The organism is Stenotrophomonas sp. SBJS02, assembly GCF_020428325.2.
In the GTDB taxonomy this organism is placed as follows: domain Bacteria; phylum Pseudomonadota; class Gammaproteobacteria; order Xanthomonadales; family Xanthomonadaceae; genus Stenotrophomonas; species Stenotrophomonas africana.
Genome location: NZ_CP109812.1, coordinates 635,520 through 661,991, shown reverse-complemented (window position 1 = coordinate 661,991; position 26,472 = coordinate 635,520). Strand labels below are relative to the sequence as shown.

Here is a 26,472-nt window from a genome sequence, read left to right as displayed (position 1 = left end):
GTGCGTGCTTACTGCGTGGCAAGGATGCTCACGCCGTTGTAGGCCGCCTCGCCCACCACCTTGATGTAGTAGGTGCCGGCCACCGGCTTGTTCACCCGCACCGTTTCGGACGTGCCAGGACGGGTCGACTTGCCGTCGTTGTCGCTGGCGCTCGGCTCGCGTCCCTGGGCGATGTAGACCGACACGTTGCCGGTGCCACCGTAGGTGATCACGCTGAGCTGCTTGCCGGCGACGGCTTCGAAGCTGTACAGGCGGCTGCTGGCGGCAGCACCATTCAGGCCACCGACGGCAGCCTTGTTGGTCAGCGGCGTGGCCACCGGCCCGCAGTTCTCGGTGCACGGTTCTTCCAGTGCCTTGGCCAGCGCGGCCTTGGCATCGAGAATACCGGTACCGATCGGGGTGGCTGCCGGAATGGCGACCGGGAACGGACGCGCGGTCTCCTTCAGCAGGGTGCGCATCGCGGCCGGGGCCAGCGGATCCTTGCCCTTGGCGATCAGCGCGCTCTGCACCAGTGCAGCAACAGCAGCCACGTGCGGCGAGGCCATCGACGTGCCGCCCATGCCCATGTAGCTGTAGCTGCCCGACTCCGGGGTGGTGGCCGCATCGGAGCCGGACTGCCAGACGTAGCCGCCCGGATTGCCGTCCACACTGCCGCCACCGCCCGGACCGGACAGGTCCACACGGGTGCCGTAGTTCGAGTAGTAGGTGATCCCGCCGGTGATGCGGGTGGCGCCGACGGTCACCACGCCGTCGCAACTGGCTGGGCGGTACTTGGAGGCGTTGTCGGTCTCGTTGCCTGCGGCCACGACCACGGTGGTGCCCCGCGAGATCGCGCCGTTGATCGCATCCTGGTAGGTCCCGTCGCAGCTGCCGCTGCCGCCGAGGCTCATGTTGATGACCTCGGCCGGGTTGGTATTGGCGGGTACGCCGGCCACCGTGCCGCCAGACGCCCAGGTGATGGCGTCGGCGATATCGGAAAGGTAGCCACCGCACTTGCCGAGCACGCGGACCGGCAGCACCTTGGCCTTGTGCGCGACACCGGCCATGCCGACGCCGTTGTTGGTCTGCTCGGCCACGGTACCGGCCACATGGGTACCGTGCCAGGAGCTGTCCTCGGCGACGGAGCCGGTGTAGCACTCGTTGTCGTTCTCGACCCAGTCGCCATAATCCTGCGCGCCCGGCACGCGATCGTTGGTGGCACGGCGCGACGTCTCGGCATCGCTGATGAAGTCGTAGCCTTCCAGCAGGTTGCCGACCAGGTCCGGGTGCTGCGGCAGGATACCGGTGTCGAGTACCGCCACCACCACGCCTTCGCCCTGCGATACATCCCACGCCGACGGTGCGTTGATGCCGCCGGTGGCGTTGTGCAGGTGCCACTGGTACTGCTGGTAGTAGGGATCATTCGGCGCCAGCGCCGGCTGCACGTCACCGGCACGCAGCTCGGTACGGCGCAGCTTCACATCGGCCTCGGCGTACTGCACCGACGGGTCGGCCTTCAGCTCCTTCAGTACGCGCTGCAGCTCGGCCGGGGCCAGGCGCCCCTGCACACGGATGAGGTCCGCACCGGTCGACAGCTTGCGCACCACCTGCGGGCCGAGGGTACTGGCGCGGGAGGTGCCGCCGGAGAGGCTGGCACGGGTCAGTGCGGACTGCACGGTGGACAGCTTCGCCGAGCGGTCGGTGGCGGCAGCAGCGCCGGCACGGTACTTGACGATGATGCGCTCGGCCCCCGGTTGGGCGGTACTGGCCTGGCGCACCGGCTCACGGGTCGGCAGTCCAGCAGCGTGGACGGCACCGACAGCCGTCATCGACAGCACGGCGGCGGCAAGCACATTGATGCGAAGGTTCTGCTTCTTGATCACGTCGAATTCCTCTTCTGGGTCATGGATCGAACCAACACTGCGGCCATCATTCCTTGACGACTCCCGGCCGGCCCAGCCGGGATTGCCGTGACCTCCCCCCAGGCCCTCATTGCAGGTTTGGCGCCGGCGTGGGTGGCCGCCGGCGCAATGGAGTGGCTTACCAGCCGAAGCCGGCACCGACGCCAACCGAGCTGTCGTCGCTGCTGAAGGCACCGCCGAGGGTGACCGTGGCGCGATCGCTGATCGCACGCTGGTAGCCCAACGACAACGCCGACTCGCCGCCCTGGAAACCGATGCCGACGCCGACCCGGTTCTGGGTGCGGATACCGGCGGCACTGGTGGCCATGTTGAGCATCGCGGCACTCATCGCGCCCTGGCGGTCGATGCGGCGGTCCATGTGGCGCAGGCGTCCGTCGATCTCGCCCTTGAACACATCGAAGCTGTCGGCGACGGCCTGGACGCGACTGTCGGTGTAGCTGTTGGCGGTGGCCATGCCACGGTCGAGCTGGCCCTTGTTCACCGCATCGGTGGCCGTGGTACCGGCCGCCACGTTGGTGACCTGGCGCTCGTTGCCTTCACTGCCCACCGAGACCGTGTTGGCACGATCGGCGACAGAACCCTGGCCCAGCGCCACCGCGTTCGCAGCGGTGGCATTGGCCCCCTGGCCGATGGCCGTGGATGAAGCGCCACTGGCGACGGCGCCCTCGCCCATGGCGACGGCATTGAAGCCCGTCGCGGGAGTACCAACCGGAATCCCGGCACCGGCGGCGGCAGCGGTCGGCGTGCCCTGCACCCGCGCGGTGCTGGCCGGTGCCGCGTCGGCCGTTGCAGGTGCATCAGCGGTGCTGGCCAGCGGGCTCTCATCCAGCGAGGCACTCATCGCGCGCAGGTTGGCAGTCCCCGCACGCGAGCCACCGGCGGTGCGGCGGTCGATCTCGCTGACCTTGCGGTCCAGCGCGCCCAGCGCATCGCCGACGTTGCTGTAGGTGGCGCCCTGGATCACATAGTTCGGCGCCACGAACACGCCCTGCATGCCGACGCTGGCGCCACCACCAAGGAAGCTGGCGGCATCGCTGAGCGACTGGAACAGCTGGCCGCCGTTGATCGCCTGGCGACTGCCCGCGGCGATGCTGCCGGCACCAACGTTGTCGATGGTGGTGCCCTGGAACCCGGACAGGGTCAGGCGATCGCGGCTGGCGTCGTCATAGCCGACTGCGCTGGCCGCAGTGGTTTCAACGGTGGCGATACGAGAATCAAAATCGCCCACGCGGGTTTCCACCGCACCCACCCGCTGGTTGGTGACGTTGAGCTGCGAACCGGTGATGGCATCGCTGCTGCCGGCGGCGATGCGGCCATCGGCCACATTGACGATGCGGCGCGTGGCCGGACCATCGGTGCCATTGCCACCGCCCACCGACACCACGTTGGCATCGAGCGCACGGGAACCAGCACCCAGCGCCACCGAGTTCGCGCCGGATGCGCCGGCGCTGGTGCCCAGTGCAAGGGCACCGTTGCCGATGGCCATCGCATTGGCACCCAGCGCATTGCTGCGTGCGCCGCTGGCAGTGGCCGCCGAACCGATTGCGGCGGCATCGTTGCCGCTGGCGCTGGCGGTACCCGCGCCGGTGGCCTTCACGTAGCGCGCCGTGCCATCGGCGGTAGCAGCGACCGCATCGAGCTGGCCCCGGTTGACCGCATCGGAGCGCTCGGTACCGGCAGCGACACGCGTGATCTGGCGATCACTGCTGGCACTACCGACCGACACGGTATTGGCACGATCGGCGACCGAGCCTGCACCCAGCGCTACGCTACCGGCCGCGCTGGCGTTGGCGCTGACGCCCACCGCGGTCGCATTGGCGCCGGTGGCCTTGCTGCCGTAGCCAACGGCGGTACCCAGACGGCCGCTGGCGTCGGCATAGCTGCCGATGGCCGACGCGCCGTCGGCCGAAGCATTGGCGCGGAAGCCATTGGCCTGTGACTGCGTGCCGCTGGCGATGGCCTGCGCACCGCTGGCGGTGCTGTAGGCGCCCTTGGCCTGTGCGCCGGCACCGGTGGCACTGGAACCGAGTTCGCTGGCGCTGGCACCACTGCCCACGGCCACGCTGTCGACACCACTGGCCTGTGCGTTGGTGCCCAGCGCCGCCGCGTTGTTGCCGGTAGCCAGCGCATCGAAGCCCACGGCGGTGGCGTTGGCGGCCATGGCATTGGCACCGCTGCCCAGCGCGGTGGCGCCGTTGCCGATGGCGTTGGCCGCATTGCCGGCTGCCAGCGCATTGTCGCCGTCGACCAGTGCACCGGCTTCGCCATCGGCGTTGCCGCTGGCCTGGAACTGCCGGCTGGTCTTGTCGGCGACGCCGGCGACCGCATCCAATTGGCCCTTGTTCACCGCATCGGTGGCTTCGGTGCCGGCCGCGACGTGCGTCACCTGGCGCTCACCGCCGGCCTTGCCGACGGCGACGGTGTTGTCACGGTCGGCCTTGGAGCCTGCGCCGAGCGCAACGCTGTTGCTGCCATTGGCGGTGGCGTTGGCACCCAGCGCGGTGGCGCTGCTGCCTGCCGCCCACGAATTCCAGCCAATCGCGGTCGCGTAGTCTTCGGTAGCCCAGGCACCGGCACCGAAGGCCGCCGCACCGGTTCCGCTGGCACGCGAGGGAATCAGGCCGAAGAAGGTGCTGCCGCCGATGGCCACGCTTTCAGCGCCACTGGCCTCGCTGGACTGCCCCACTGCAACGGCACCGGTACCGGCCGCAGCGGCACCGAAGCCGACTGCAGTGGTGTTGGCACCGCTGGCTGCCGAGCCGTAGCCCAATGCGGTGCCGAGGCGGCCGCTGGCTTCGGCGTAGCCACCCACTGCGGTGGTGCCATCAGCCGAAGCCGCGCTGCGGAAACCGCTGGCGAGCGCCTGCCCGCCGCTGGCATTGGCTTCTGTGCCCGTGGCCGTGCTGTAGGCGCCACTGGCCTGAGCACGCGCACCCACCGCGCTTGCACCAACCTCGCTGGCGCTGGCACCGCTGCCCAGGGCCAGGCTGTCCTCGCCGGTGGCCTGTGCCGTGCTGCCCAGGGCCGCCGCGTTGCTGCCAGTGGCCAGCGCATCGATGCCCACGGCGGTGGCGTTGGCCGCCAGCGCATTGGCACCGCTGCCGAGTGCGGTGGCACCGTTGCCGATCGCGTTGGCCGCGTCACCGGCCGCCAACGCGTTGTCACCCTCCACCAGCGCGCCGGTTTCACCGTCGGCATTGCCACTGGCCTGGAACTGCCTGCTGGTCTTTTCCGCTGCCGCGGCTACGGTGTCGAGCTGGTTCTTGTTGACCGCATCATTGCCCTGCGTGCCATCGGCCACGTTGGTGATCTGGCGGGTGTTGCCGCCACCGCCTACCGACACGGTGTTGTCGCGATCGGCGATCGAATCGGCACCCAGCGCCACGCTGTTGGCGCCGCGCGATTCGGCGGCATTGCCCAGCGCGGTGCTGTTGATGCCGCCCGACCAGGCACCACCACCCACCGCAGTGGAGTAATTGCCCGAGGCCTCGGTGGCCAGCACGCCGAACAACGAACCACCGACGGCGACGCTGTTGGTGCCGGTGGCCAGGCTGCCCTGACCGGTGGCGGTGCTGTAAGCGCCGGAGGCTTCCGAATCGCCGCCCACTGCCACACTGTTGGAACCGGATGCATTGGCGAAGTTGCCGAACGCAGTGGCATTGAAGGCCGAGGCCTGTGCATAGCCACCGATGGCGGTGCTGTAACCGCCGCTGGCTTCGGCACCGATACCGAAGGCCGCCGACGCCGTACCACTGGCCACGCTCTCGCTGCCGACAGCGGTGGCCGCGTCGCCGCTGGCATTGCTGAAGTAGCCCACGGCCACGGCTTCTTCGCCGGACGCTTCGGACAGCACGCCATTGGCCGTGCTACCGGCACCGCTGGCGATGCTGGCCGCACCGAACGCCGCGCTCTGCTCGCCGCTGGCTTCGCTTTCCGCACCATGCGCAGTTGCGTACTCGCCCGTGGCCTGTGCGTTGGCACCGACAGCGCTGGCGTTGGCCGCAGTTGCCAATGCGTTGAAACCCAGCGCCTGTGCATTGCTGGCCAGCGCGTTGGCGCCGCTGCCCACTGCGGTGGCGCCATTGCCGATGGCGTTGGCGGCATCACCGGCCGCCAGTGCGTTGTCACCCTCCACCAGTGCACCGGCTACGTTGTCGCCATTACCGCTGGCCTGGAAGAAGCGGCTGGTGGTGGCAGCGGTAGACGCAACCGCATCCAACTGCGCCTTGTTCACCGCGTCGGTGGCCTGGGTACCGGCGGCGACGTTGGTGACCTGCCGTTCGTTGCCGCTGCTGCCCACCGACACCGTGCGTGCACGGCTGGCGACCGAGCCGGCACCGAGCGCGACAGCATTGCTGGCGCTGGCGTTGCTGCCGGCGCCAAGCGCGATCGCGCTTTCACCACTGGCCACCGTATTGGTGCCGATGGCGATGCTGTTGATGCTGTTGCCCAGCGCCTGGAAGCCCAGTGCCACGCTGTTGTCGCCATAGCCGAAGGCACCGCGGCCGACCGCCGTGGAACTGGTGCCGTTGGCCCAGCTGTTGTAACCGATGGACGTGGCGCCGCTGCCACTGGCCCACGCCGCATTACCGAACGCCGCGGCGTTGGTGGCGGTGGCCCATGCACCCGAACCGAATGCTGCGGCGCCACTGGCAGTCGCCCAGCTGTAACCGCCTACTGCGGTGCTGTCATCGCTGCTGGCGAATGCGCTGTCGCCGACCGCGACTGCATAGCTGCCGGTGGCGCGCGACTTGCCGCCTGCGGCGAAGCTGTTGTCACCACTGGCCTTGGCAGCGTTGCCGAAGGCGCTGCTGGCAGCCCCGGTGGCCTGCGCACCACTGCCCACTGCCGTGGCATCGGCAACAGCGGTGGTACCCACCTGCTGCGCCGTGCCGTCAGCACCGATGATCGGCTGGTTGAACTCGTCGTAGGCCTGGCCGAGTCCACCGATGGCGACACCGCCATTGCCGGTGGCTGCGCTGTTGCGGCCCACGGCCACGCTGTCATCGCCGATGGCCGACGCGGCTGCACCCTGCGCGATGGCACCGGCGCCGATCGCATTGCTCGACGAGCCCACAGCGATGGAGCCTTCGCCATCGGCCAGTGCGCCAGCGTCACTGCCCGCCTCCGGCTGTGCCTGGAAGAAACGCGCGGTGGCATCAGCGGTGCTGGCCACGGCATCGAGCTGGGCCTTGTTCACCGCATCGGTGGCTTCGCTGCCCGCAGCAACGCTGGTGATCTGCCGCTCGTTGCCTGCACTGCCGACAGCCACGCTGTTGGCACGCACCGCTTCGGAGTTCGCGCCAAGCGCGACGCTGTTGGCGCCGCGTGCGGTGGCGTAGTAACCCACGGCCGTGCTCTGCGCGCCGCTGGCCCAGGTCTGCGCACCCAGCGCGCTGGCATTCTCACCCGGGGCGTAAGCGAAGTAGCCAACGGCCGTGGCTTCAGCACCGGAGGCTTCGGTCAGGCTGCCGTTGGCCACCGCGCGGTCACCGCTTGCGATGGCACCGGCGCCGACGGCGGTCGCCGCTTCGCCGCTGGCCTGGGTCTGCACGAAGAAGCCCAGACCGGGAATCAGGTCGGCCGGGCCACCGATGGCGACGCTGCTGGTGCCGGTGGCATTGCTCTGCGTACCCAACGCTGTGGAGTAGTCACCGATGGCATTGGCCACCGCGCCGAATGCGGATGCCTGCGCGCCGGCAGCATAGGCGCCGACGCCGTAGGACGATGCCGCAAAGCCGCTGGCTTCGGCACTGGCGCCGACCGCGGTGCCACCGACGCCGGCGCTGGTGGCACCGGTCTCCACCGGTACGCCGCCACTGGTGATCAGCGGGTTGCCGTCGGCGTCCACCGCGGCGCCACCCACGGCAACGCCGCCCGGACCGTTGGCCTGCGCGTTGTTGCCGAACGCGGCACTGTTCTGCCCCGAGGCCAACGCATTGTTGCCCACGGCGGTCGCATTCTGCGCGACGGCCGTGGCGCCCGCACCGACGGCCGTGGTGCCGTTGCCGAGGGCATTGGCGGCCTCGCCCGCCGCCAGTGCATCGTCACCTTCGGCCAGTGCACCCGCATCGCTGTTGCTGCTGCCGGTGGCCTGGAAGCGCTTGGCGGTGGCATCGGCCACGGCGGCGACGCCCTTCAGCTGACCGACATTGACGGCATCGTTGTCTTCGGTGCCTGCGGCCACGCTGGTGATCTGCCGGGTCAGGCCGTATTCGGCGGCACCGACGGACACGGTATCGACGCGGTCGGCCAGCGAGCCCGCGCCCAGCGCCACGCTGCCGGTGGCGACCGCAGCGGAATTCGAACCCAGCGCGGTGCTGTATTCACCGACGGCGGTGCTGAAGGCACCCACGGCAATCGATGCTTCGTTGGCAGCGGTAGCACCACGACCGAGCGCGGTGCTGCCCGGCCCCATCGCCACCGCACCGCCACCCACGGCAGTGGCGCCATCGGCCGAGGCTTCGGACAGCGCACCGAGGGCGGTGGCCGCGCCATTTTCGCTGGCGGCGTAAGCACTGGCACCGACGGCCGTATCGCCGAGGCCGAACGCGGCCGCGCTCTGCCCGACCACCACACTGGCATCGCCGATCGCCAAGGCGCCCTGGCCGAACGCGCTGGCGCCCAGGCCCGCGGCAATGGCTTGGGTACCGATGGCAGTGGTGGCGTTGGCCAGCGACTGCGCGCCGGCACCGGCCGCAACCGCGCCCTGCCCGTCGATCTTCGCCGCGTCGCTGTCATCGCCTGCGCCGTCGGCCTTGAAATAGCGGTTGCCATCGGCGGCAACGTCGGCCAGCGCGGCCTGGGTAGCACGCGCCTGCGCATCCAGCTGTGACTTGTTCACCGCATCGGTGGCCTGGGTGCCTGCAGCAACGTTGGTGATCTGCCGTTCCTTGCCGGCATCACCCACGGACACGGTGTTGGCCCGCGTGGCCTTGGAACCAGCGCCCAGCGCAACGCTGTTGGCGGCACTGGCATTGCTGTTGCTGCCGATCGCCACCGCGTTGCTGCCCTTGGCGCTGGCCGAGCCTTCGATCAGGCACTTTTCGAGCAGCTTGCCGCTGAAGGCCACGCAGGTGGCGCTGCCACCGATCTGCACCGACTGTGCCGCGGCAGTGCCGCTCATGCCCACCCCCACTGCCAGGCCCAGTGCCACCGCCAGCAGTGCGGGCGCGGCCTGGGTCGCATCGCGGCGTCGGTCGACGACCCCGCCGCTGCTGCTGTCGGAGGAGGCCAGTTCCGAGGCCACCACCAACTGACCCAATGCTTTGTTCCAGACCTTGCGATAAATCCGATTCATCGGTACGGCTCCTGATTGGACTGGTTTTGGGCAAAGCAACGCCACCGCTGGGCTTTCCGGCCCAACGTCCCCTGGGGGCGTTTATTCGCGTGATTTACTGCGGGGTATTGCCGAACGGCGCGCAGCGACAGAAAACCGAGCGCGTGCGCCAACCGGTTACTGCGAAATGAATGATTCTGAAACGGGGTTCAAGTGTTAACGGCAACTTTCCAAATCGTCAAGACTTTGACACGGCAAATCCTATTGCCGTGAAGCAGTTCACCATTTCACGCATTTATGAGAGCTTTTTGTTAGGCATGCGTGACGAAGTTCCGCCGCATGAAAATCGATGTAACTAGCGGTCGCGACAGGAGTTTCACGCGCGCAAAGAAAAACCCGCCGATCAACGGCGGGTTTTTCCATACGCGGCGGCATTGATGCCTGCGCGATGTGATGCGATCAACCGCACCACACCCGCGCGTTGCGGAACATGCGCATCCAGGGCGAGTCACCCTGCCATTCGGCCGGGGCCCAGCTCAGGTTGAGCGCGCGCGGCGTGCGTTCCGGGTGCGGCATCATGATGGTGACGCGGCCGTCGTTGCTGGTCAGGCCGGTGATACCGTCCGGCGAACCGTTCGGATTCAGCGGGTACTGGCTGGCCACGTTGCCGTTGCCGTCGATGTAGCGCAGCGAGACGCGAGCGGCCGCCTGGTCGACGGCATTGTCGAACACGGCCTGGCCTTCACCATGCGCCACCGCCACCTGCAGGCGCGAACCGGCCATGCCGCGCAGCAGGATCGACGGCGATTCCACCACCTCCAGCAGCGCGGTACGGGCCTCGAACTGCTCGCTTGCGTTGCGGCGGAACTGCGGCCAGTGCTCGGCACCTGGAATGATGCCCTTGAGCTGGCTCATCATCTGGCAACCGTTGCACACGCCCAGCGCGAAGCTGTCTTCGCGCGCGAAGAACGCGGCGAAGGCATCACGCAGCGCACTGCGCTCCAGGATCGAGGTGGCCCAGCCACGGCCGGCACCCAGCACGTCGCCATAGCTGAAGCCGCCGCAGGCGACCAGGCCGGTAAAGTCCTGCAATGCCACGCGGCCTTCGATCAGGTCGCTCATATGCACGTCGAACGCGCGGAAGCCGGCACGTTCGAAGGCGTTGGCCATTTCGATCTGGCCGTTGACGCCCTGCTCGCGCAGTACCGCCACGCGCGGACGCGCGCCGGTGCTGATGAACGGGGCGGCCACATCTTCATTGAGGTCAAAGCTGAGCTTGGGCTTCAGGCCCGGAGCGGTGAAGGCACGGGCGATCTCGCGCTCGGCGTCGGCATTGGCCGGGTTGTCACGGCGCTTCTGCATCGCGTGGGTGACCGACCACCAGGCGTCGAACAGCGCGTCCCAGCGCCACTCGGCCAGGTTCTCGCCGCCCAGCGACACGCGCACCACCGGTGCGGTGGTCGGCTTGGCGATGCGCTGCGCGCATTCGATCAGTGCATGGCGCTCGACCAGGTCCGCAAAGGCGGCGCGGTCTTCGCGTGCGATCTGCACCACCGCGCCCAGCTCTTCATTGAACAGGCTGCGGAACGGATCATCGCCCCAGGCATCAAGGGTGATGTCCAGGCCCAGCCGCGAAGTGAACGCCATTTCGCACAGCGCGGCGAAGGCGCCGCCGTCGCTGCGGTCGTGGTAGGCCAGCAGCAGGCCGGCCTGGCGCGCATCGCGGATCAGCTCGAAGAAGCCACGCAGGCGCTGCGGGTCGTCCAGGTCCGGCGCGGCACCGGCGAAGGCCGGCAGATCGCCGTGGTCGGCATGCACCTGGGCCAGGATCGAACCGCCCAGGCGCTGCTTGCCGGCGCCCAGGCCGATCAGCCACAGCTCGCTGTCCACCTCGCGGTCGAGCAGCGGGGTCAGCTGCTGGCGCACGTCGGCCACCGGCGCGAACGCCGAGATCACCAGCGACACCGGCGACACGCTCTTGTGCGCTTCGCCCTGGTCGTGCCACTGCGCCTGCATCGACAGCGAGTCCTTGCCGACCGGGATGCTGATGTCCAGCTGCGGGCACAGCTCCATGCCCACCGCCTTCACCGCGTCGTACAGCAGCGCGTCTTCGCCCGGGTGGCCGGCCGCGGCCATCCAGTTCGCCGACAGCTTGATCTCATCCAGCGCATCGACCGGGGCCGCGCACAGGTTGGTCAGCGCTTCGCCGACGGCCATGCGCGCCGAAGCAGCGGCATCGAGCAGGGCCAGCGGGGTGCGCTCGCCGATTGACATCGCTTCGCCGGCCACGCCGTCGAAGTCGGCCAGGGTGATCGCCACGTCGGCCACCGGCAGCTGCCACGGGCCGACCATCTGTTCGCGTGCGGTCAGGCCACCGACGCTGCGGTCACCGATGGTGACCAGGAAGTTCTTCGAAGCCACCGTCGGGTGCGCGAGCACGCGCAGGCCGGCTTCCTGCAGGTCCAGGCCGCCGGTCTTCAGCGCCGGCCAGCGCGGGGCCGGCGGGTGCGCGGTGTCGCGGTGCATCTTCGGCGGCTTGCCGAACAGCACGTCCATCGGCAGGTCGATCGGGGCATCGGCCGGGGTGTGGCCCGGCACGGCGCCGTAAGCCACCACCAGGTGTTCCTCGGCGGTTGCCACGCCAACGGCGGCGAACGGGCAGCGCTCACGGGCGCACAGGGCGGCGAACTCGGCCAGGCGCTCCTGGGCCACGCCCAGCACGTAGCGTTCCTGCGACTCGTTGCACCACAGCTGCATCGGCGACAGCGACGGGTCATCGGTGGGCACCTTGCCCAGGTCGATGACGCCGCCGACCTTGGAGTCGTGCAGCAGCTCGGGGATGGCATTGGACAGGCCACCGGCGCCGACGTCATGGAAGAACTTGATCGGGTTGTTGGCACCCATCGCCACGCAGCGGTCGATGACCTCCTGGCAGCGACGCTCCATTTCCGGGTTGTCGCGCTGCACGCTGGCGAAGTCCAGGTCCTCGGCGCTTTCACCAGAGGCCACCGAACTGGCGGCACCGCCGCCCAAGCCGATCAGCATCGCCGGGCCACCCAGCACGATGACCGCATCACCGGCCTGCAGCTGGATCTTGTCGACCTGCACGCGATCGATCGCGCCAAGGCCACCGGCCAGCATGATCGGCTTGTCGTACGCGCGCACCAGATCGGCGCCTTCCGGCAACTCGAAGCTGCGGAAGTAGCCGAGCAGGTTCGGGCGACCGAATTCGTTGTTGAACGCAGCACCGCCCAGCGGGCCGTCAGTCATGATTTCCAGCGCCGGGGCCATGCGCGGGTTCAGCGCGCGCGGCGCTTCCCACGGCTGCGGCAGTTCCGGAATGCGCAGGTGCGAGACCGAGAAACCGGACAGGCCCGCCTTCGGCTTGCCGCCACGACCGGTCGCGCCTTCGTCGCGGATCTCACCACCATTGCCGGTGGATGCGCCCGGGAACGGCGCGATCGCGGTCGGATGGTTGTGCGTTTCCACCTTGATCTGGAACGCGCTGGGCACCTGTGCTTCCCGGCGGTACTCGCCACTGGCCGGATCAGGGCGGTAACGGGACGCCGGATGGCCTTCGATCACCGCGGCATTGTCGCTGTACGCGCTGAGCGTGTGCTGCGGGGTCTGCTGGTGGGTGTTCTTGATCATCCGGAACAGCGAACGGTCCTGTTCCTGGCCGTCGATGGTCCAGCTGGCGTTGAAGATCTTGTGGCGGCAGTGCTCGGAATTGGCCTGCGCGAACATCATCAGCTCGACGTCCGACGGCGAGCGACCCAGCGCGGTGAAGCGTTCGCGCAGGTAGTCGATCTCGTCCTGCGCCATGGCCAGGCCGAGGCGCTGGTTGGCGGCCTCCAGCTGGTCCACCGGCACGCGTTCCAGTTCACCCCGGGCCGGCGCCGAGAACAGCGCCTGGCCCTGTTCTACGGTTTCCAGCACCGACTGCGTCATCGGGTCGTGCAGCGCCTTGACCAGCGCCTGCTGTGCGGCGGCATCGGCCGGCCAGCCCTGCACGTCGATGCGCAGGCCGCGTTCCACCCGGCTGACCGGCTGCCCGGCACCGCGGACCAGTTCGGTGGCCTTGCTCGACCACGGCGACAGCGTGCCCAGGCGCGGCACCACGATGCGGCTGACCGCGCCTTCGGCCACGGCTTCGGCCTGCGGCGCGCTTCAAGGATGCGGCACAGGGTGTCGAGGTCGGGAGCGGCGCTGCCTTCGGGCTGCACGAAGTAGACGTGCCAGGCACCGCTGATGCGCAGGGAGGGCGCGATGGACTGCAGGCGGGATTCAAGACGTTCGCGGCGGAACGGCGACAGGGCGGGCGCGCCCTCGAGGACCATCATGTCCGGGGAACCGTAGTTGGGAAACGGGCCCGACATTGTACCGGAAGCGGGGGAAGGGCTTTGGCCGGGCGGCGCCCGGCACCCGCCGAGGCCAGGGCAACGGCAACAGCAACGGCCAAAGCAAAAGCTGGGTTCCCGTGGGATGGCGGGGTGGGTCCGGTTGCGGGGGACGCCGTGAATCCGTCCATGGAGGCTCGATGGCGCCATCCATGGCGCCAACGGTCCTGCTGGCCCCCACCACCCCGCCCCCGACAGATTTCCGCGATCTGCCGCCATGCGTGGATGCTCCCCGGTAGTGCCGGCCGCTGGCCGGCAACCAAGGAAATCTCAGAAGTCAGGCATTGGAGAGCGAAGCGACCGGCTTTTGCTTTTGATTTTTTGTTCTGTCTTCCGTGGCTGGCCGCGCAGGAACCTGTCCGTGGCCGGGTGGGCGGGCTGCGCAGGGGCGTAAGCGCCATGGATGGCGCGCCCGAGCCTACAGGGACGTATTCACGGCGTCCCCTGCGCAGCCCACCCGCCCGGCCAACCCCCAGAAATCCGCTGTCAGCGACCCACCCCAGCCACGAGGGGGCTCCGCCGATGGCCGCCGACCGCGCGCAGCGCCGCTCTCCATCCGAATCCCGGAACCATGCGCTTGCTCACGGATTGACCACGCGATTGATGACAACGTTGTCCCTACCTGGCGCCGGACTCTCTCCCCGGCCCCCCAGGTGCCTCCGTCCGGCCCCACCCGTCGCCTTCCCGGGCGACGCCCGGACCTGCGTCACGCGCGGCGCCATCGGGGCCCGCGCGCCCTTTGATCGGAGACTTACCCATGTACGACCCGATTGTGCGCAGTGCCGAACGTTCCACCCAAAGCTGTCGTCCCCGCCGCTTGGCTTGGCTGCTTGCCCTGGCCGCCGGTACCGCCGCCCTGCCCGGCCTGGCGCAGGCCGCCAGCTGTGCCGGCGTGGCCCAGTGGGACCAGGCCAAGATCTACCGGGCCGGCGATACCCTGCAGAAAGGAGGCGTCCTCTATCGGGCGAACCAGGACATCTGGAACGCGCCGCCGGACCATCCGGCCGGTGCGCCCTACTACACCAACCTCGGCGCCTGTGATGGCAGCGGCGCCAACCAGCCACCGGTGGTCAGCCTGACCTCGCCGGCCAATGGCGCCACCTTCAGTGCCGGCAGCACGGTCAACGTGACCGCCAGCGCCAGCGATCCGGACGGCAGCGTCGCCAAGGTCGAATTCTTCCGCGATGGCAGCACGCTGGGCGTGGCCACCAGTGCGCCGTATGCGGCCAGCTGGGCCAATGCCAGCGCCGGCAGCCACACCCTGCGCGCGGTAGCGACCGACAACAACAACGCCACCAGCAGCACCACGACCATCACCATCACCGTCAACGCCGCCGGTGGCGATACCACCGCACCGAGCGTGCCGGGCGGGCTGGCGGTCGGCACGCGTACCGCCAACAGCATCGCGCTTAGCTGGAGCCCCTCCACCGACAACACCGGCGGCAGCGGCCTGGCCGGCTACGACGTGTATCGCAATGGCAGCCTGGTCGGTTCACCGTCCAGTGCCAGCTATGTGGATGGTGGACTGACCGCGTCGACCACCTACCGTTATCGCGTACGTGCCCGCGACAACGCCGGCAATGCGTCGGCACAGGGCACCGAGATCAGCGCCACCACGCTGGCCGGCGACGGAGGCACCACCGGCAAGCGGGTCATCGGCTACTTCACCCAGTGGGGCATCTACGGCCGCAACTACCGGGTCAAGAACATCGACAGCAGCGGCTCGGCCGCGCGCCTGACCCACATCAACTACGCCTTCGGCAACGTGCGCAACAATCGCTGCGAAGTGGGCGTCACCCAGCCGTCGGATCCGAACAGCGGTGCCGGTGGCGACGCCTTCGCCGATTACACCAAGGCCTTCAGTGCCGCCGAGAGTGTCAGCGGCAGCGCCGATACCTGGGACCAGCCGCTGCGCGGCAACTGGAACCAGCTCAAGCAGCTCAAGGCCAAGTACCCGGGCATGAAGGTGCTGATCTCGCTGGGCGGCTGGACCTGGTCGCGCGGCTTCTCCAGCGCGGCGCGCCCGGAGAACCGCCAGGCCTTCGTCGCCTCGTGCATCGACGCCTACATCAAGGGCAACCTGCCGGTGACCGACGGTGCCGGTGGCGCCGGTGCCGCACTGGGCGTGTTCGACGGCATCGACATCGACTGGGAATACCCGGTGGCCTGCGGCATCGAATGCGGCAAGCCGGAGGACAACGCCAACTTCACTGCGCTGATGGCCGAATTCCGCCGCCAGCTCGATGCGGTGCGTCCGGGCCTGTTGCTGACGGTGGCAGTGGGTGCGGGCATCGACAAGATCCGCGTCACCGATCCGGCCGCGTACCACCCGTACCTGGACTACATCAACGTGATGACCTACGACTTCCACGGCGCGTGGGATGCGAAGACCAATCACCAGTCGGCGCTGTTCGATTCGCCGAATGACCCGTCCACCGGCGACCAGAAGCTGTACAACAGCAACGACGCCATCGAGGCCTTCATCAGCCGTGGCGTGCCCGCCGCCAAGCTCAACCTGGGCATCGGTTACTACGGGCGTGGCTGGACCGGTGTGGCCAATGCCAACAACGGCCTGTACCAGACCGCGACGGGTGCCGCCCCGGGTACCTACGAGGCCGGCATCGAAGACTGGAAGGTGCTGAAGAACCTGGCGTGGCCGGGCTACACCGACAACACCGCAGGTGCCACCTGGATCTACAACGGCAGCACGCTGTGGAGCTTCGATACCCCGGCCAACATCACCCGCAAGATGGGTTACGTGAAGACCCAGGGCCTGGGCGGCGCGTTCGTCTGGGAGTTCAGTGGTGACGATGCACAGGGCACGCTGACCAAGGCGGTCAGTGATGGCCTGAAGTAGGAAAAAAGCCGGGGATGCGACACGCATCCCCGGCTTCCGACCTGTAGAGCCGAGCCCATGCTCGGCTGCCGAAACATCAGCCGAGCATGGGCTCGGCTCTACAGGAAAAGATCGGCGGCGTCAGCGTTTGGCCGACAGCTTTTCCAGCGCCGCGCGCAGCTGCGCCGGCGGCAGGTAGCCGCCCAGCTGGGTGCCATCCGGCGCGAAGATCGCCGGCGTGCCATTCACGCCCAGCTGCTGGCCCAGCGCGTACTGCATCGCCACCGGGTTGGTGCAGTTCTTGGCCGGCACGCTGCCACCGCGCTTGGCATTGGTCAGCGCCTGGCGACGATCCGCCGCACACCAGACCGAGATCATGTCGGTGTAATCCTTGCTGCCCAGGCCCATGCGCGGGAATGCCAGGTACTCGACGCTGATGCCGTTGCGGTTGAGCTCGGCGATGTCCTGGTGCAGCTTGCGGCAGTAACCGCACTCGATGTCGGTGAACACGCTGATGGTGTACTTGGCGTTCGGCGCGGCAAACACGATGCGGTCGCCGTGGTTGGCCTTGGCCAGCAGGTCACGGCGGTAGCCCAGCAGGCCTTCGCTGTTGGCCGGGCCTTTGGCGCGGGTGTCGTAGGGCTGCGACTGGAACAGGTAGCGACCGTCATCGGACACATACAGCAGCTGCCCGGAAACGACGACCTCGCGGAAGCCGGGGAACGGTGCAGCACCGATGTAGTCCACCTGGAAGCCGGGATTCAGCGCGGTCAGCGCGGCGCGCACGGCCTGGTCGGCCGAAGCGTTGGCGGCCGGGCCGGCCTTGGCCGCAGCAGCGGCGGGTGCCTTGGCGGCCGGCGGAGCCGGCTGGGCGCAGGCGGTCAGGCTGAGCGCACCGAACACGGCGGCGATGGCAAATCGGAGCATGGAGCGTTCCGCGGCAGAAGAAGACCCCGGATTCTGACACAGCCACCGCGACCGGGCCGCGACGCCGCACACGGCGCAAGGCAGGGTTCAGGCCCTCGCTCAGCCGCGTGGATGATGCCGGGCGTGCAGCTTCTGCAGGTGTTCGCGCGCAACCAGGGTGTAGATCTGGGTGGTCGACAGCGAACTGTGGCCGAGCAGCATCTGCAGCGCGCGCAGATCCGCACCGCGGTTGAGAAGGTGGGTGGCGAAGCTGTGGCGCAGGCCATGCGGACTGATCCGCACCGGGTCGATGCCGGCCACCTGCGCGTGGCGCTTGACCAGGTGCCAGAACGCCTGCCGGGTCAGTGCATGCAGCGTCGGCTCGATGAACAACGGGGTCTGCCCATCGGCCAAGGCCTGTACTCTGCCCTTGCCGACCAGCTGCGGGCGCGACTGCTGCAGGTAACGCTCCAGCCAGTGCTGCGATTCCTCACCCAGCGGCACCAGCCGTTCCTTGCTGCCCTTGCCGGTAACCCGCAGCACGCCCTGGCGCAGGTTGACCGCGGTGGCCGGCAGCAGCACCAGCTCGCTCACGCGTAGACCGGCGGCATACATCAGTTCCAGCATGGCGCGATCGCGCAGGCCCAGCGGGCTGTCGATGTCCGGGGCCGCAAGCAGCGCATCGATCTGGCTTTCGGCCAGCGCCTTGGGCAGCAGCCGTGGCAGCTTCGGCGGATCCAGCAGCGCGCTGGGGTCCTCGCTGCGTTCGCCGCGGCGCACGCCATCGGCGAAGAACGCCCGCAGCGCCGACAGCAACCGCGCATTGCTGCGCGGCGACCAGCCATGCCGGGTGCGCCAGGCCAGATAGTCGAACAAGCCCGGGCGCTCGATGCCGGCCAAGCCACCGTCGCGCCCATCCATCCAGCGCGCCAGCCCTTCCAGGTCACGCCGGTAGCTGTCGAGGGTGGCGCGGGCCAGGCCGTTCTCGGCCCAGATCGCATCGAGGAAGCGCTGGATGCGCACGCTGTCGTCGGCGCGCAGTTCGGGCAGTTGCTGGACCAGCTGGCGGCGTTCGGCGGGGGTGGAAACAAGGGCCATGCGTGCAGGATACGAGGGCCACTGCGGGCACGGCCAGCTTTGCGTATGCTCGGCGCATGTCCCGCCCTGCCACCGACACGGCCTCTGCGGCCGCCAGCGAACTGCCTCGCCCGCGCGCACTGCTGTTGTGGCGCCTGCTGGCAATGGTCTACGACGCATTGCCGGTGCTGGCGCTGTGGATGCTGGCCGGCACACTGTTCACCCTTGCCTACACCTTCAGCGGCCACGCGCAGCGCGAGAACATCGCGCCGTTCAGTGCCTGGCAGTGGCTGCTGTGGGCGGTGTGCTGGGCGATCACGGGGTGGTACGCCACGGCCAGCTGGCGCCGCGGCGGGCAGACACTGGGCATGCGGCCATGGCGGCTGAAACTGCAATCGCGCGACGGCACCCCATTGCGGCGCGGCCAGCTATGGCTGCGTTTCGCCGTGGGCACGCTGTCCCTGCTGCTGGGCGGCCTGGGATTCTGGTGGGTGTGGGTCGACCGCGAACGCCTGACCTGGCACGACCGCGCCAGCGGCACCCGTCTGGTGCGCATGCCGAAACGGTGATGCACGACCTGTAGAGCCGAGCCCATGCTCGGCTGGCAGGCGGTGCGCAAAAAGCAGCCGAGCATGGGCTCGGCTCTACAGAATCCAGCACGCTGGGCCGGGATGCTGATGGTCCTGGCACGGATGCCGAAGCGGTGCATTGCCCCGGTAGCGCCGGGCATGGCCCCGCGCTACCAGAATCAGCCCGACTTGCGCCGGAACAGCAATCCGGACACCGCCAGCATCACGATCGGCGGCAGCGCATAGGCAATGCGGTAATCGAACTTCAGCGCGCCGGCCATGCGACCGAAGAACAGCTGCAGCAGCCAGAAGCCCAGTGCAAACAGGATGCCCAGGAACAGGCGCTTGCCCATGCCGCCACTGCGCAGCGAACCGAACGCGAACGGCACCGCGGCCAGGCACAGCGCCAGCACGTTCACCGGGTAGAACCAGCGGCTCCAGTACACATCCTCGAAGTCGCGCGCATCCAGCCCGTTGCGCTGGCGGTAGGCGATGCTGGTGCTCAGCTCGGCCACACTGAGGTTGCGCGGCTTGGCGATGCCGGTGGCCAATGCGGCCGCATCCAGCTTCGAATTCCACGGTTCACGCGCGATTTCCTGGCGGGTCGCCGAGCGCTCGCCGAAGGTGTCGCGCCGGACCCCGGTCAGCACCCAGCCGTCCTTGTCGTGCTCGGCGGTGTCAGCATGGGTCAACGCGGCAATCTTGCCGTCGTCGGCGATACGGTACAGGCGCACATCACGCAGGATCAGACGCGTGCCCTTGTCACCCACCAGCTGTTCCTCGCCGCTCTGCGCATTGAGGAAGGTATCGCCCTCGCGTGCCCACAGGCCCGAGTAGCGGGTGGTGGAAATGTCCCGCCCCCACTTGGCGCTGGCCTTCAGCGCATCGGCGCGGTCCTGGCCCCAGGGGCCCAGGGTCTCGGCGCTGAGCACCATCACCGCGGTCAGCAGCGACAGCGCGATCGCCACCGATACGCTCAGGCGCTTGCGCGACAGGCCCAGCGCGCGCAGCGCCGTCAGTTCCGAAGTCGCGGCCAGCTGGCCCAGGCCCATCAGCGCGCCGATCACCGCAGCGGTGGGGAACATCGTGTAGGCGCGGCGCGGCACCGTGTACAGCACCCAGGCGGCGGCATGGCCCAGGGTATAGCCGTTCTTGCCGATGTCCTTGAACTCGCCGGAGAAGGCCATTACCACGTCCAGGCCGACCAGCACGGCCCAGGTCAGCAGCACCGTGGTGAACACCGACTGGCCCAGGTACAGGTCGAAACGCATCGGGCGCAGCCTCATGCGCGGGCTCCCTTGGGGCGGCCCAGACGGCCATCACGTGCATACATCCAGATCGCCAGCGCCAGCAGCGGCAGGGTCAGCCACCATAGGCCGAGCGCAGGCGGAATCTTGCCGTTGGCGATCCAGCCGCTGCCGATGAACATCAGGTTGGTGCCGACCATGTAGGCCATCAGCGCCAGCATCATCCGGCCGTAGCGCTGCTGGCGCGGCGAGCTGCGGCCCAGCGGCACGGTCAGCAGGGCGAATGCCAGGGCGATCAGCGGCGGCGCCAGGCGGCGGTGCAGCTGCGCCTGCGCCTGCGGACGCTCATCGCCGATCAACTTCAGGGTCGGCATCAGTTCGGGGTCATCTTCGGTGCGGGTCTGCGCGCCATCGGGCAGGGCCACATCGTTGCGGGCGAAGGTCGCCAGCCGGTAATCCAGCGCGCCAGCCACCGGCCCCTCCACCTGGTGGCCATCATCCAGCTCCAGGAAGCGCTGGCGGGTGCCCTCGAAGAACATGCGGCCACCATTGGCGGACACCACTTCCAGGCGGTCGTCCTTCTGCCGCTGAAGGAATACCTTGCCCAGCTGGGTGCCATCGGGCGAGATCGAGGACAGGTAAACCACGCCGCCATTGGGCAGCGGGGTGAAGCGGCCCGGCTCCAGGCCCGCCATCAGCACGCTGCGGTTGGCCTCGATGATCATCTGCTCGGCCATCCGGCCGGCCCACGGGCCCAGCCACAGCGAGCAGGCGCCCACCAGGGCCACCACCGGCACCACCAGCATCAGCAGTGGCCGCAGCAGGCGTTTGGGCCCGACGCCAATGGCGGTGATCACCGCCATCTCCGAGTCGCGGTACAGGCGGGCGATGGCCAGCAGCAGGCCCAGCATCAGCGCCAGCGGCAGGATCAGCGGCAGGTAGGCGATGAACTGCAGGCCCAGCTGCGAGAACAGCAGCTTGGCCGGCAGGCGCCCGTCGGCAATGTTGCCGAGGATGTCCACCAGCACGCCGCCCACGCTGACCACCAGCAGGACGATCAGGGTAGCCAGGAAACTCTGGACGAAATCGCCCAGCAGGTATCGGTCGAGCTTCAGCATGGGGCGGTGGTTTAAACTCTGGGGTTCGTTCGCGGTGCCGCCCAGTCTACTGTCTGGGCGTAAACGGCCTGCGATTGTACGGACTCGCCAATGGAATCTGCTCAATGGCCCTCGAATTCACCCTGAACCACGTTGCTCCGGCCGCCGCCGCCGTTGATTGCCTGGTGGTCGGCGCGTATGCCGACCATACCCTGACCGCGGCCGCACAGGCCCTGGACACCGCCAGTGGTGGCCGCCTGGCCGCCCTCGCCCAGCGCGGCGACCTGTCCGGCAAGACCGGCGCGACCACCCTGCTGCACGACCTGCCGGGCGTGACCGCCCCGCGCGTGCTGGTGGTCGGCCTCGGCGAAGTCGCCCGTTTCGGCGTGCCGCAGTACCTGAAGGCCGTCGGCGATGCCGTGCGCGCGCTGAAGGCCGGTGCTGCCCGCAGCGCACTGTTCACCCTGTCCGAAGTGACGGTGAAGGACCGCGACGCGGCCTGGGCGATCCGCCAGGCGGTAATCGCCGCCGATCACGCCGCCTACCGCTACACCGCCACGCTGGGCAAGAAGAAGGCCGACGACGCCGGCCTGGCCCAGCTGGCCATCGCCGGTGACGACGCGCAGGCTCTGGCCCAGGGCCAGGCCATCGCCGCCGGTGTCGAGTTCGCCCGCGAACTGGGCAACCTGCCGCCGAACTACTGCACCCCGGCCTACCTGGCCGAGGTGGGTGTGAAGTTCGCCGGCGAGCATGAAGGTGCCGAAGCCGAGATCCTCGACGAGCATCAGATGGAAGCGCTGGGCATGGGCTCGCTGCTGGCCGTCGCCCGTGGCTCGGCCAACCGCCCGCGCCTGGTCGTGCTGAAGTGGACCAATGGCGGCGACGCCAAGCCGTACGTGCTGGTCGGCAAGGGCATCACCTTCGATACCGGTGGCGTCAACCTGAAGACCCAGGGCGGCATCGAGGAGATGAAGTACGACATGTGCGGTGGCGCCAACGTCATCGGCACCTTCGTTGCTGCGGTCAAGGCCAAGCTGCCGCTGAACCTGGTAGTGGTGGTGCCGGCGGTGGAAAACGCCATCGACGGCAACGCCTACCGCCCGTCCGACGTGATCACCTCGATGTCGGGCAAGACCATCGAAGTGGGCAATACCGACGCCGAAGGCCGCCTGATCCTGTGCGACGCGCTGACCTACGCGCAGCGCTTCGAGCCGGCCGCGCTGGTCGACGTTGCCACCCTGACCGGTGCCTGCATGGTCGCCCTCGGCCACCAGACCGCCGGCCTGATGAGCAAGCACGACGACCTGGCCACCGAGCTGCTGGCCGCCGGCGAACACGTGTTCGACCGCGCCTGGCGCCTGCCGCTGTGGGACGAATACCAGCCGATGCTGGATTCAAGCTTCGCCGACGTCTACAACATCGGCGGCCGCTGGGCCGGCGCGATCACCGCGGGCTGCTTCCTGTCGCGCTTCGCCGAAGGCCAGCGCTGGGCCCACCTGGACATCGCCGGCGTGGCCAGCGATGAAGGCAAGCGTGGCATGGCCACTGGCCGCCCGGTCGGCCTGCTGAGCCAGTGGCTGCTGGACCAGGTCGCTCGCGCCTGATGCCGTACCTGCCCCTGGCCGGCGCCTGCCGGCCGGGGCATCCTCCGGCCTGCCCCGCCCGGCATGCCGGGCCCCTGCCCGACCCGGACCCTGCCATGCCCCGCGCTGATTTCTACCTGATCGCCAAGCCCCGCTTCCTGACCGAGCCTCTGCGCCTGGTCTGCGAACTGGCGCGCAAGGCCAACGACGCCGGGCTGTTCACCCTGGTACTGGCCCGCGACCAGGCCCAGGCCGAGGAACTGGACGAACTTCTCTGGTCGTTCGACGACGATGCCTACATTCCGCACCAGATCGTGGGTGAGGATGTCGACGAGGAAGAAGCGCTGGTGCTGATCGCCCCGCCGGGCGGTGACGCGCCCATACGGCCGCTGGTGATCAACCTGCGCGACGAACCCTGGCTCGGCCAGTGCGAACGCGTGCTGGAAGTGGTGCCGGCCGACCCGGAAGCGCGCGAACCGCTGCGCGAACGCTGGCGCCAGTACAAGACCGCCGGTTACGACCTGAACAAGCACGACATGTAAGGCCGCGCCGGCCCCCTTGATGGGCCGCTGCCGCGCCCTGATCCTTCAATGATTACCTCTTGGTTCCCCCGCATGACCCAACTCGCCTCCAGCTACGACCCGAAGTCCTTCGAGACCGACCTCTACGAGGCCTGGGAGAAGGCTGGCCACTTCAAGCCGTCCGGCACGGGCGAGCCGTACACCATCCTGCTGCCGCCGCCGAACGTGACCGGCACCCTGCACATGGGCCATGCCTTCCAGCAGACCCTGATGGACGCGCTGGTGCGTTACCACCGCATGCGCGGCTACGACACGCTGTGGCAGGTCGGTACCGACCACGCCGGCATCGCCACTGAAATGGTGGTCAGCCGCAACCTGGCGCTGGAAGGCAAGGGCGAGACCCGCGATTCGCTGGGCCGCGAAGGCTTCATCGGCAAGGTCTGGGAGTGGAAGCAGCAGTCCGGCGACACCATCGAGCGCCAGATGCGTCGCCTTGGCACGTCGGCCGACTGGTCGCGCAGCACCTTCACCATGGACCCGCAGCCGTCGGCCGCGGTCAACGAAGCCTTCGTGCGCTGGTACGAACAGGGCCTGATCTACCGCGGCCAGCGCCTGGTCAACTGGGACCCGGTGCTGAAGACCGCCATTTCCGACCTGGAAGTGGAGAGCGCCGAGGAAGACGGTTTCCTGTGGTCGATCGCCTACACGCTGGATGAAGGCCTGAGCTACGAGCACGTCGAGCGCGATGCCGACGGCGTGGAAACCCTGCGCGAAACCCGCGACTATCTGGTCGTCGCCACTACCCGCCCGGAAACCCTGCTGGGCGATACCGCGGTGATGGTGCACCCGGAAGACGAGCGCTACGCGCACCTGATCGGCAAGAGCGTGGTGCTGCCGCTGACCGGCCGCCGCGTGCCGGTGATCGCCGACGACTACGTGGACCGTGCGTTCGGCACCGGCGTGGTCAAGGTCACCCCGGCGCACGATTTCAACGACTACGACGTGGGCGTGCGCCACAGCCTGCCGATGATCAACCTGTTCACCCCGGTGGCAGCGCTGAATGAAAATGCACCGGAGCGTTTCCAGGGTCTGGACCGCTACGAAGCACGCAAGGCCGTGCTGGCAGAGCTGGAAGACCTGGGCATCCTGGTCGAGACCAAGGCGCACAAGCTGCAGGTGCCGCGCGGTGACCGCACCGGCCAGGTGATCGAGCCGTACCTGACCGACCAGTGGTTCGTGAAGATGGACGACCTGGCCAAGCGTGGCCTGGAACTGGTCGAGGACGGAAGCATTTCCTTCGTGCCGCCGAACTGGATCAACACCTACCGCCACTGGATGAACAACATCCAGGACTGGTGCATCAGCCGGCAGCTGTGGTGGGGCCACCGCATCCCGGCGTGGTTCGACGAAGCCACCGGCAGCTGCTACGTCGGTCGCAGCGAAGAGGAAGTGCGGGCAAAGCACAACCTGGGCAGCGACGTGGTGCTGAACCAGGAAAGCGACGTGCTGGAGACCTGGTTCTCCTCGCAGCTGTGGCCGTTCTCCACCCTGGGCTGGCCCAACGAGCAGGCCATGGCCGAGCGCGGCTTCGATCGCTACCTGCCGTCGTCGGTATTGATCACCGGCTTCGACATCATCTTCTTCTGGGTGGCGCGCATGATCATGGCCACCGACAACCTGGTCGGGAAGATCCCGTTCAAGGACGTCTACTTCACCGGCCTGATCCGCGACGGCCAGGGCCAGAAGATGTCCAAGAGCAAGGGCAACGTGCTCGACCCGCTGGACATCATCGATGGCATCACCATCGACGACCTGGTTGCCAAGCGTACCGGCGGCCTGATGCAGCCGAAGATGGTCGAAAAGATCGAGAAGGCCACCCGCAAGGAATTCCCGGACGGCATTGCTGCCCACGGTGCCGATGCGCTGCGCTTCACCATCGCCGCGCTGGCCACCCACGGCCGCGACATCAAGTTCGACATGAACCGCGCCGAGGGCTACAAGAACTTCTGCAACAAGCTGTGGAACGCCAGCCGCTTCGCGCTGATGAACACTGAAGGCGCGGCGTTCACCGGCGTTCCCAAGCCGCGTACGGATGCCGAGCGCTGGATTCTCTCGCGCCTGGCCGCCACCACCGCCGAAGCGCAGGGCCATTTCGCCGCCTACCGCTTCGACCTGCTGGCGCAGTGCCTGTACGAGTTCGCATGGAACGCGTTCTGCGACTGGTTCCTGGAACTGAGCAAGCCGGCCCTGAATGGTGCCGACGCAGCGGATGCCGAGAGCACCCGTCACACGCTGTTGTACGTACTGGAAGCGCTGCTGCGCCTGCTGCACCCGCTCACGCCGTTCATCACCGAACAGCTGTGGCAGCAGCTGGCCCCGCGCCTGGGCCTGGCCGAAACCACGCTGTCGCTGCGCCCGTACCCGACCGCCGCCGAGTTCGAAGGCGATTTCGCCCAGGCCGAGGCCGACGTGGAATGGCTGAAGGCGGTGATCAGTGCCGTGCGCCGCGTGCGCAGTGAGCTGAACGTCGCCCCGTCCAAGCTGGTGCCGCTGCGCCTGCAGGCCGGGCTGGAGCAGGACCGCGTGCGCATCGAACGCTTCAGCGCCTCGCTGTCGTTCCTGCTGAAGCTGGACAGCATCCAGTGGCTGGCCGAAGGCGAAAGCGCACCGCCGGCTGCCGCCGCGATCGTGGGCGAGCTGAAGCTGCTGGTGCCGCTGGAAGGCCTGGTCGATCTCGATGCCGAGCGCGTGCGCCTGGACAAGGAAATCGCCCGCGTCGAAGCCGAAAAGGAAAAGAGCGAGACCAAGCTGGCCAAGTTCACCGACAAGGTGCCGCCAGCCGTGGTCGAGCAGGAACGCGTGCGACTGGCCGATTGGAACACCCAGCTGGCCGGCCTGCGCGAGCAGCGCGCGAAGCTGTAAGCGCCGCACTCTGGTGCGTGCCAACCAAGGTTGGCACCTACCACGGCGGGAGAGATTGGCACCTACCACGGCGGGAGAGATTGGCACCTGCCACGGCGGGAGAGGTTTGCACCTGCCGAAACGGAATCGGAAAC

The 26,472-nt window shown here is 68.4% G+C and carries 11 protein-coding genes and 1 pseudogene; 5 read left to right on the top strand and 7 right to left on the bottom strand.

Translation table 11 applies throughout. The annotated features are described in order from the left end of the window. Positions 1-8: 8 nt before the first annotated feature. From FQS62_RS02985 to purL, 3 genes and pseudogenes are all read right to left on the bottom strand, one after another. Complete coding sequence (locus FQS62_RS02985) at positions 9-1,862, bottom strand: S8 family peptidase (protein ID WP_057501350.1); 1,854 nt, start codon at positions 1,860-1,862, stop codon at positions 9-11. A 157-nt stretch (positions 1,863-2,019) separates the two neighbouring features. Further along, entirely contained in the window at positions 2,020-9,201 is a 7,182-nt protein-coding gene (locus FQS62_RS02980; RefSeq protein WP_208042846.1) for an ESPR-type extended signal peptide-containing protein, read from the bottom strand. A gap of 438 nt (positions 9,202-9,639) precedes the next feature. Continuing rightward, a pseudogene (gene purL, locus FQS62_RS02975) lies at positions 9,640-13,559 on the bottom strand (phosphoribosylformylglycinamidine synthase). Positions 13,560-14,337: 778 nt separating this feature from the next. Between purL and FQS62_RS02970 the strand changes: the two are divergent. Next, the gene (locus FQS62_RS02970) at positions 14,338-16,437 is read left to right on the top strand and encodes a glycosyl hydrolase family 18 protein (protein WP_208042845.1); all 2,100 of its coding nucleotides are present in this window, start codon (positions 14,338-14,340) and stop codon (positions 16,435-16,437) included. Between the two features lie 120 nt (positions 16,438-16,557). Here the strand turns inward: FQS62_RS02970 and FQS62_RS02965 are convergent, their stop codons facing one another. Both FQS62_RS02965 and xerD read right to left on the bottom strand, forming a co-directional pair. Further along, entirely contained in the window at positions 16,558-17,343 is a 786-nt protein-coding gene (locus FQS62_RS02965) for a DsbC family protein (protein WP_049447586.1), read from the bottom strand. A gap of 99 nt (positions 17,344-17,442) precedes the next feature. Continuing rightward, entirely contained in the window at positions 17,443-18,420 is a 978-nt protein-coding gene (gene xerD / locus FQS62_RS02960) for a site-specific tyrosine recombinase XerD (protein ID WP_049447585.1), read from the bottom strand. Between the two features lie 56 nt (positions 18,421-18,476). Here xerD and FQS62_RS02955 point away from each other — a divergent pair, with 56 nt between their 5' ends. Then, entirely contained in the window at positions 18,477-18,968 is a 492-nt protein-coding gene (locus FQS62_RS02955; protein ID WP_088479991.1) for an RDD family protein, read from the top strand. 179 nt (positions 18,969-19,147) lie between these two features. Here the strand turns inward: FQS62_RS02955 and lptG are convergent, their stop codons facing one another. Together lptG and lptF are read right to left on the bottom strand one after the other, a co-directional pair. Then, complete coding sequence (lptG, locus tag FQS62_RS02950; protein ID WP_049447583.1) at positions 19,148-20,254, bottom strand: LPS export ABC transporter permease LptG; 1,107 nt, start codon at positions 20,252-20,254, stop codon at positions 19,148-19,150. Beyond that, complete coding sequence (gene lptF, locus FQS62_RS02945; RefSeq protein WP_088479992.1) at positions 20,251-21,333, bottom strand: LPS export ABC transporter permease LptF; 1,083 nt, start codon at positions 21,331-21,333, stop codon at positions 20,251-20,253. The genes lptG and lptF overlap by 4 nt, the downstream gene beginning before the upstream one ends. Positions 21,334-21,437: 104 nt before the next feature. Here lptF and FQS62_RS02940 point away from each other — a divergent pair, with 104 nt between their 5' ends. From FQS62_RS02940 to FQS62_RS02930, 3 genes are all read left to right on the top strand, one after another. Then, positions 21,438-22,916, top strand: a complete 1,479-nt coding sequence (locus tag FQS62_RS02940) for a leucyl aminopeptidase (protein WP_049447580.1) — start codon at positions 21,438-21,440, stop codon at positions 22,914-22,916. 95 nt (positions 22,917-23,011) lie between these two features. Then, positions 23,012-23,437 (top strand): DNA polymerase III subunit chi, encoded by a 426-nt coding sequence (locus tag FQS62_RS02935; RefSeq protein ID WP_088479993.1) that lies wholly within the window; start codon positions 23,012-23,014, stop codon positions 23,435-23,437. Positions 23,438-23,509: 72 nt separating this feature from the next. Then, positions 23,510-26,338: a valine--tRNA ligase gene (locus FQS62_RS02930; RefSeq protein WP_208043734.1), complete on the top strand. Its 2,829-nt coding sequence runs from the start codon at positions 23,510-23,512 to the stop codon at positions 26,336-26,338. Positions 26,339-26,472: the final 134 nt, after the last annotated feature.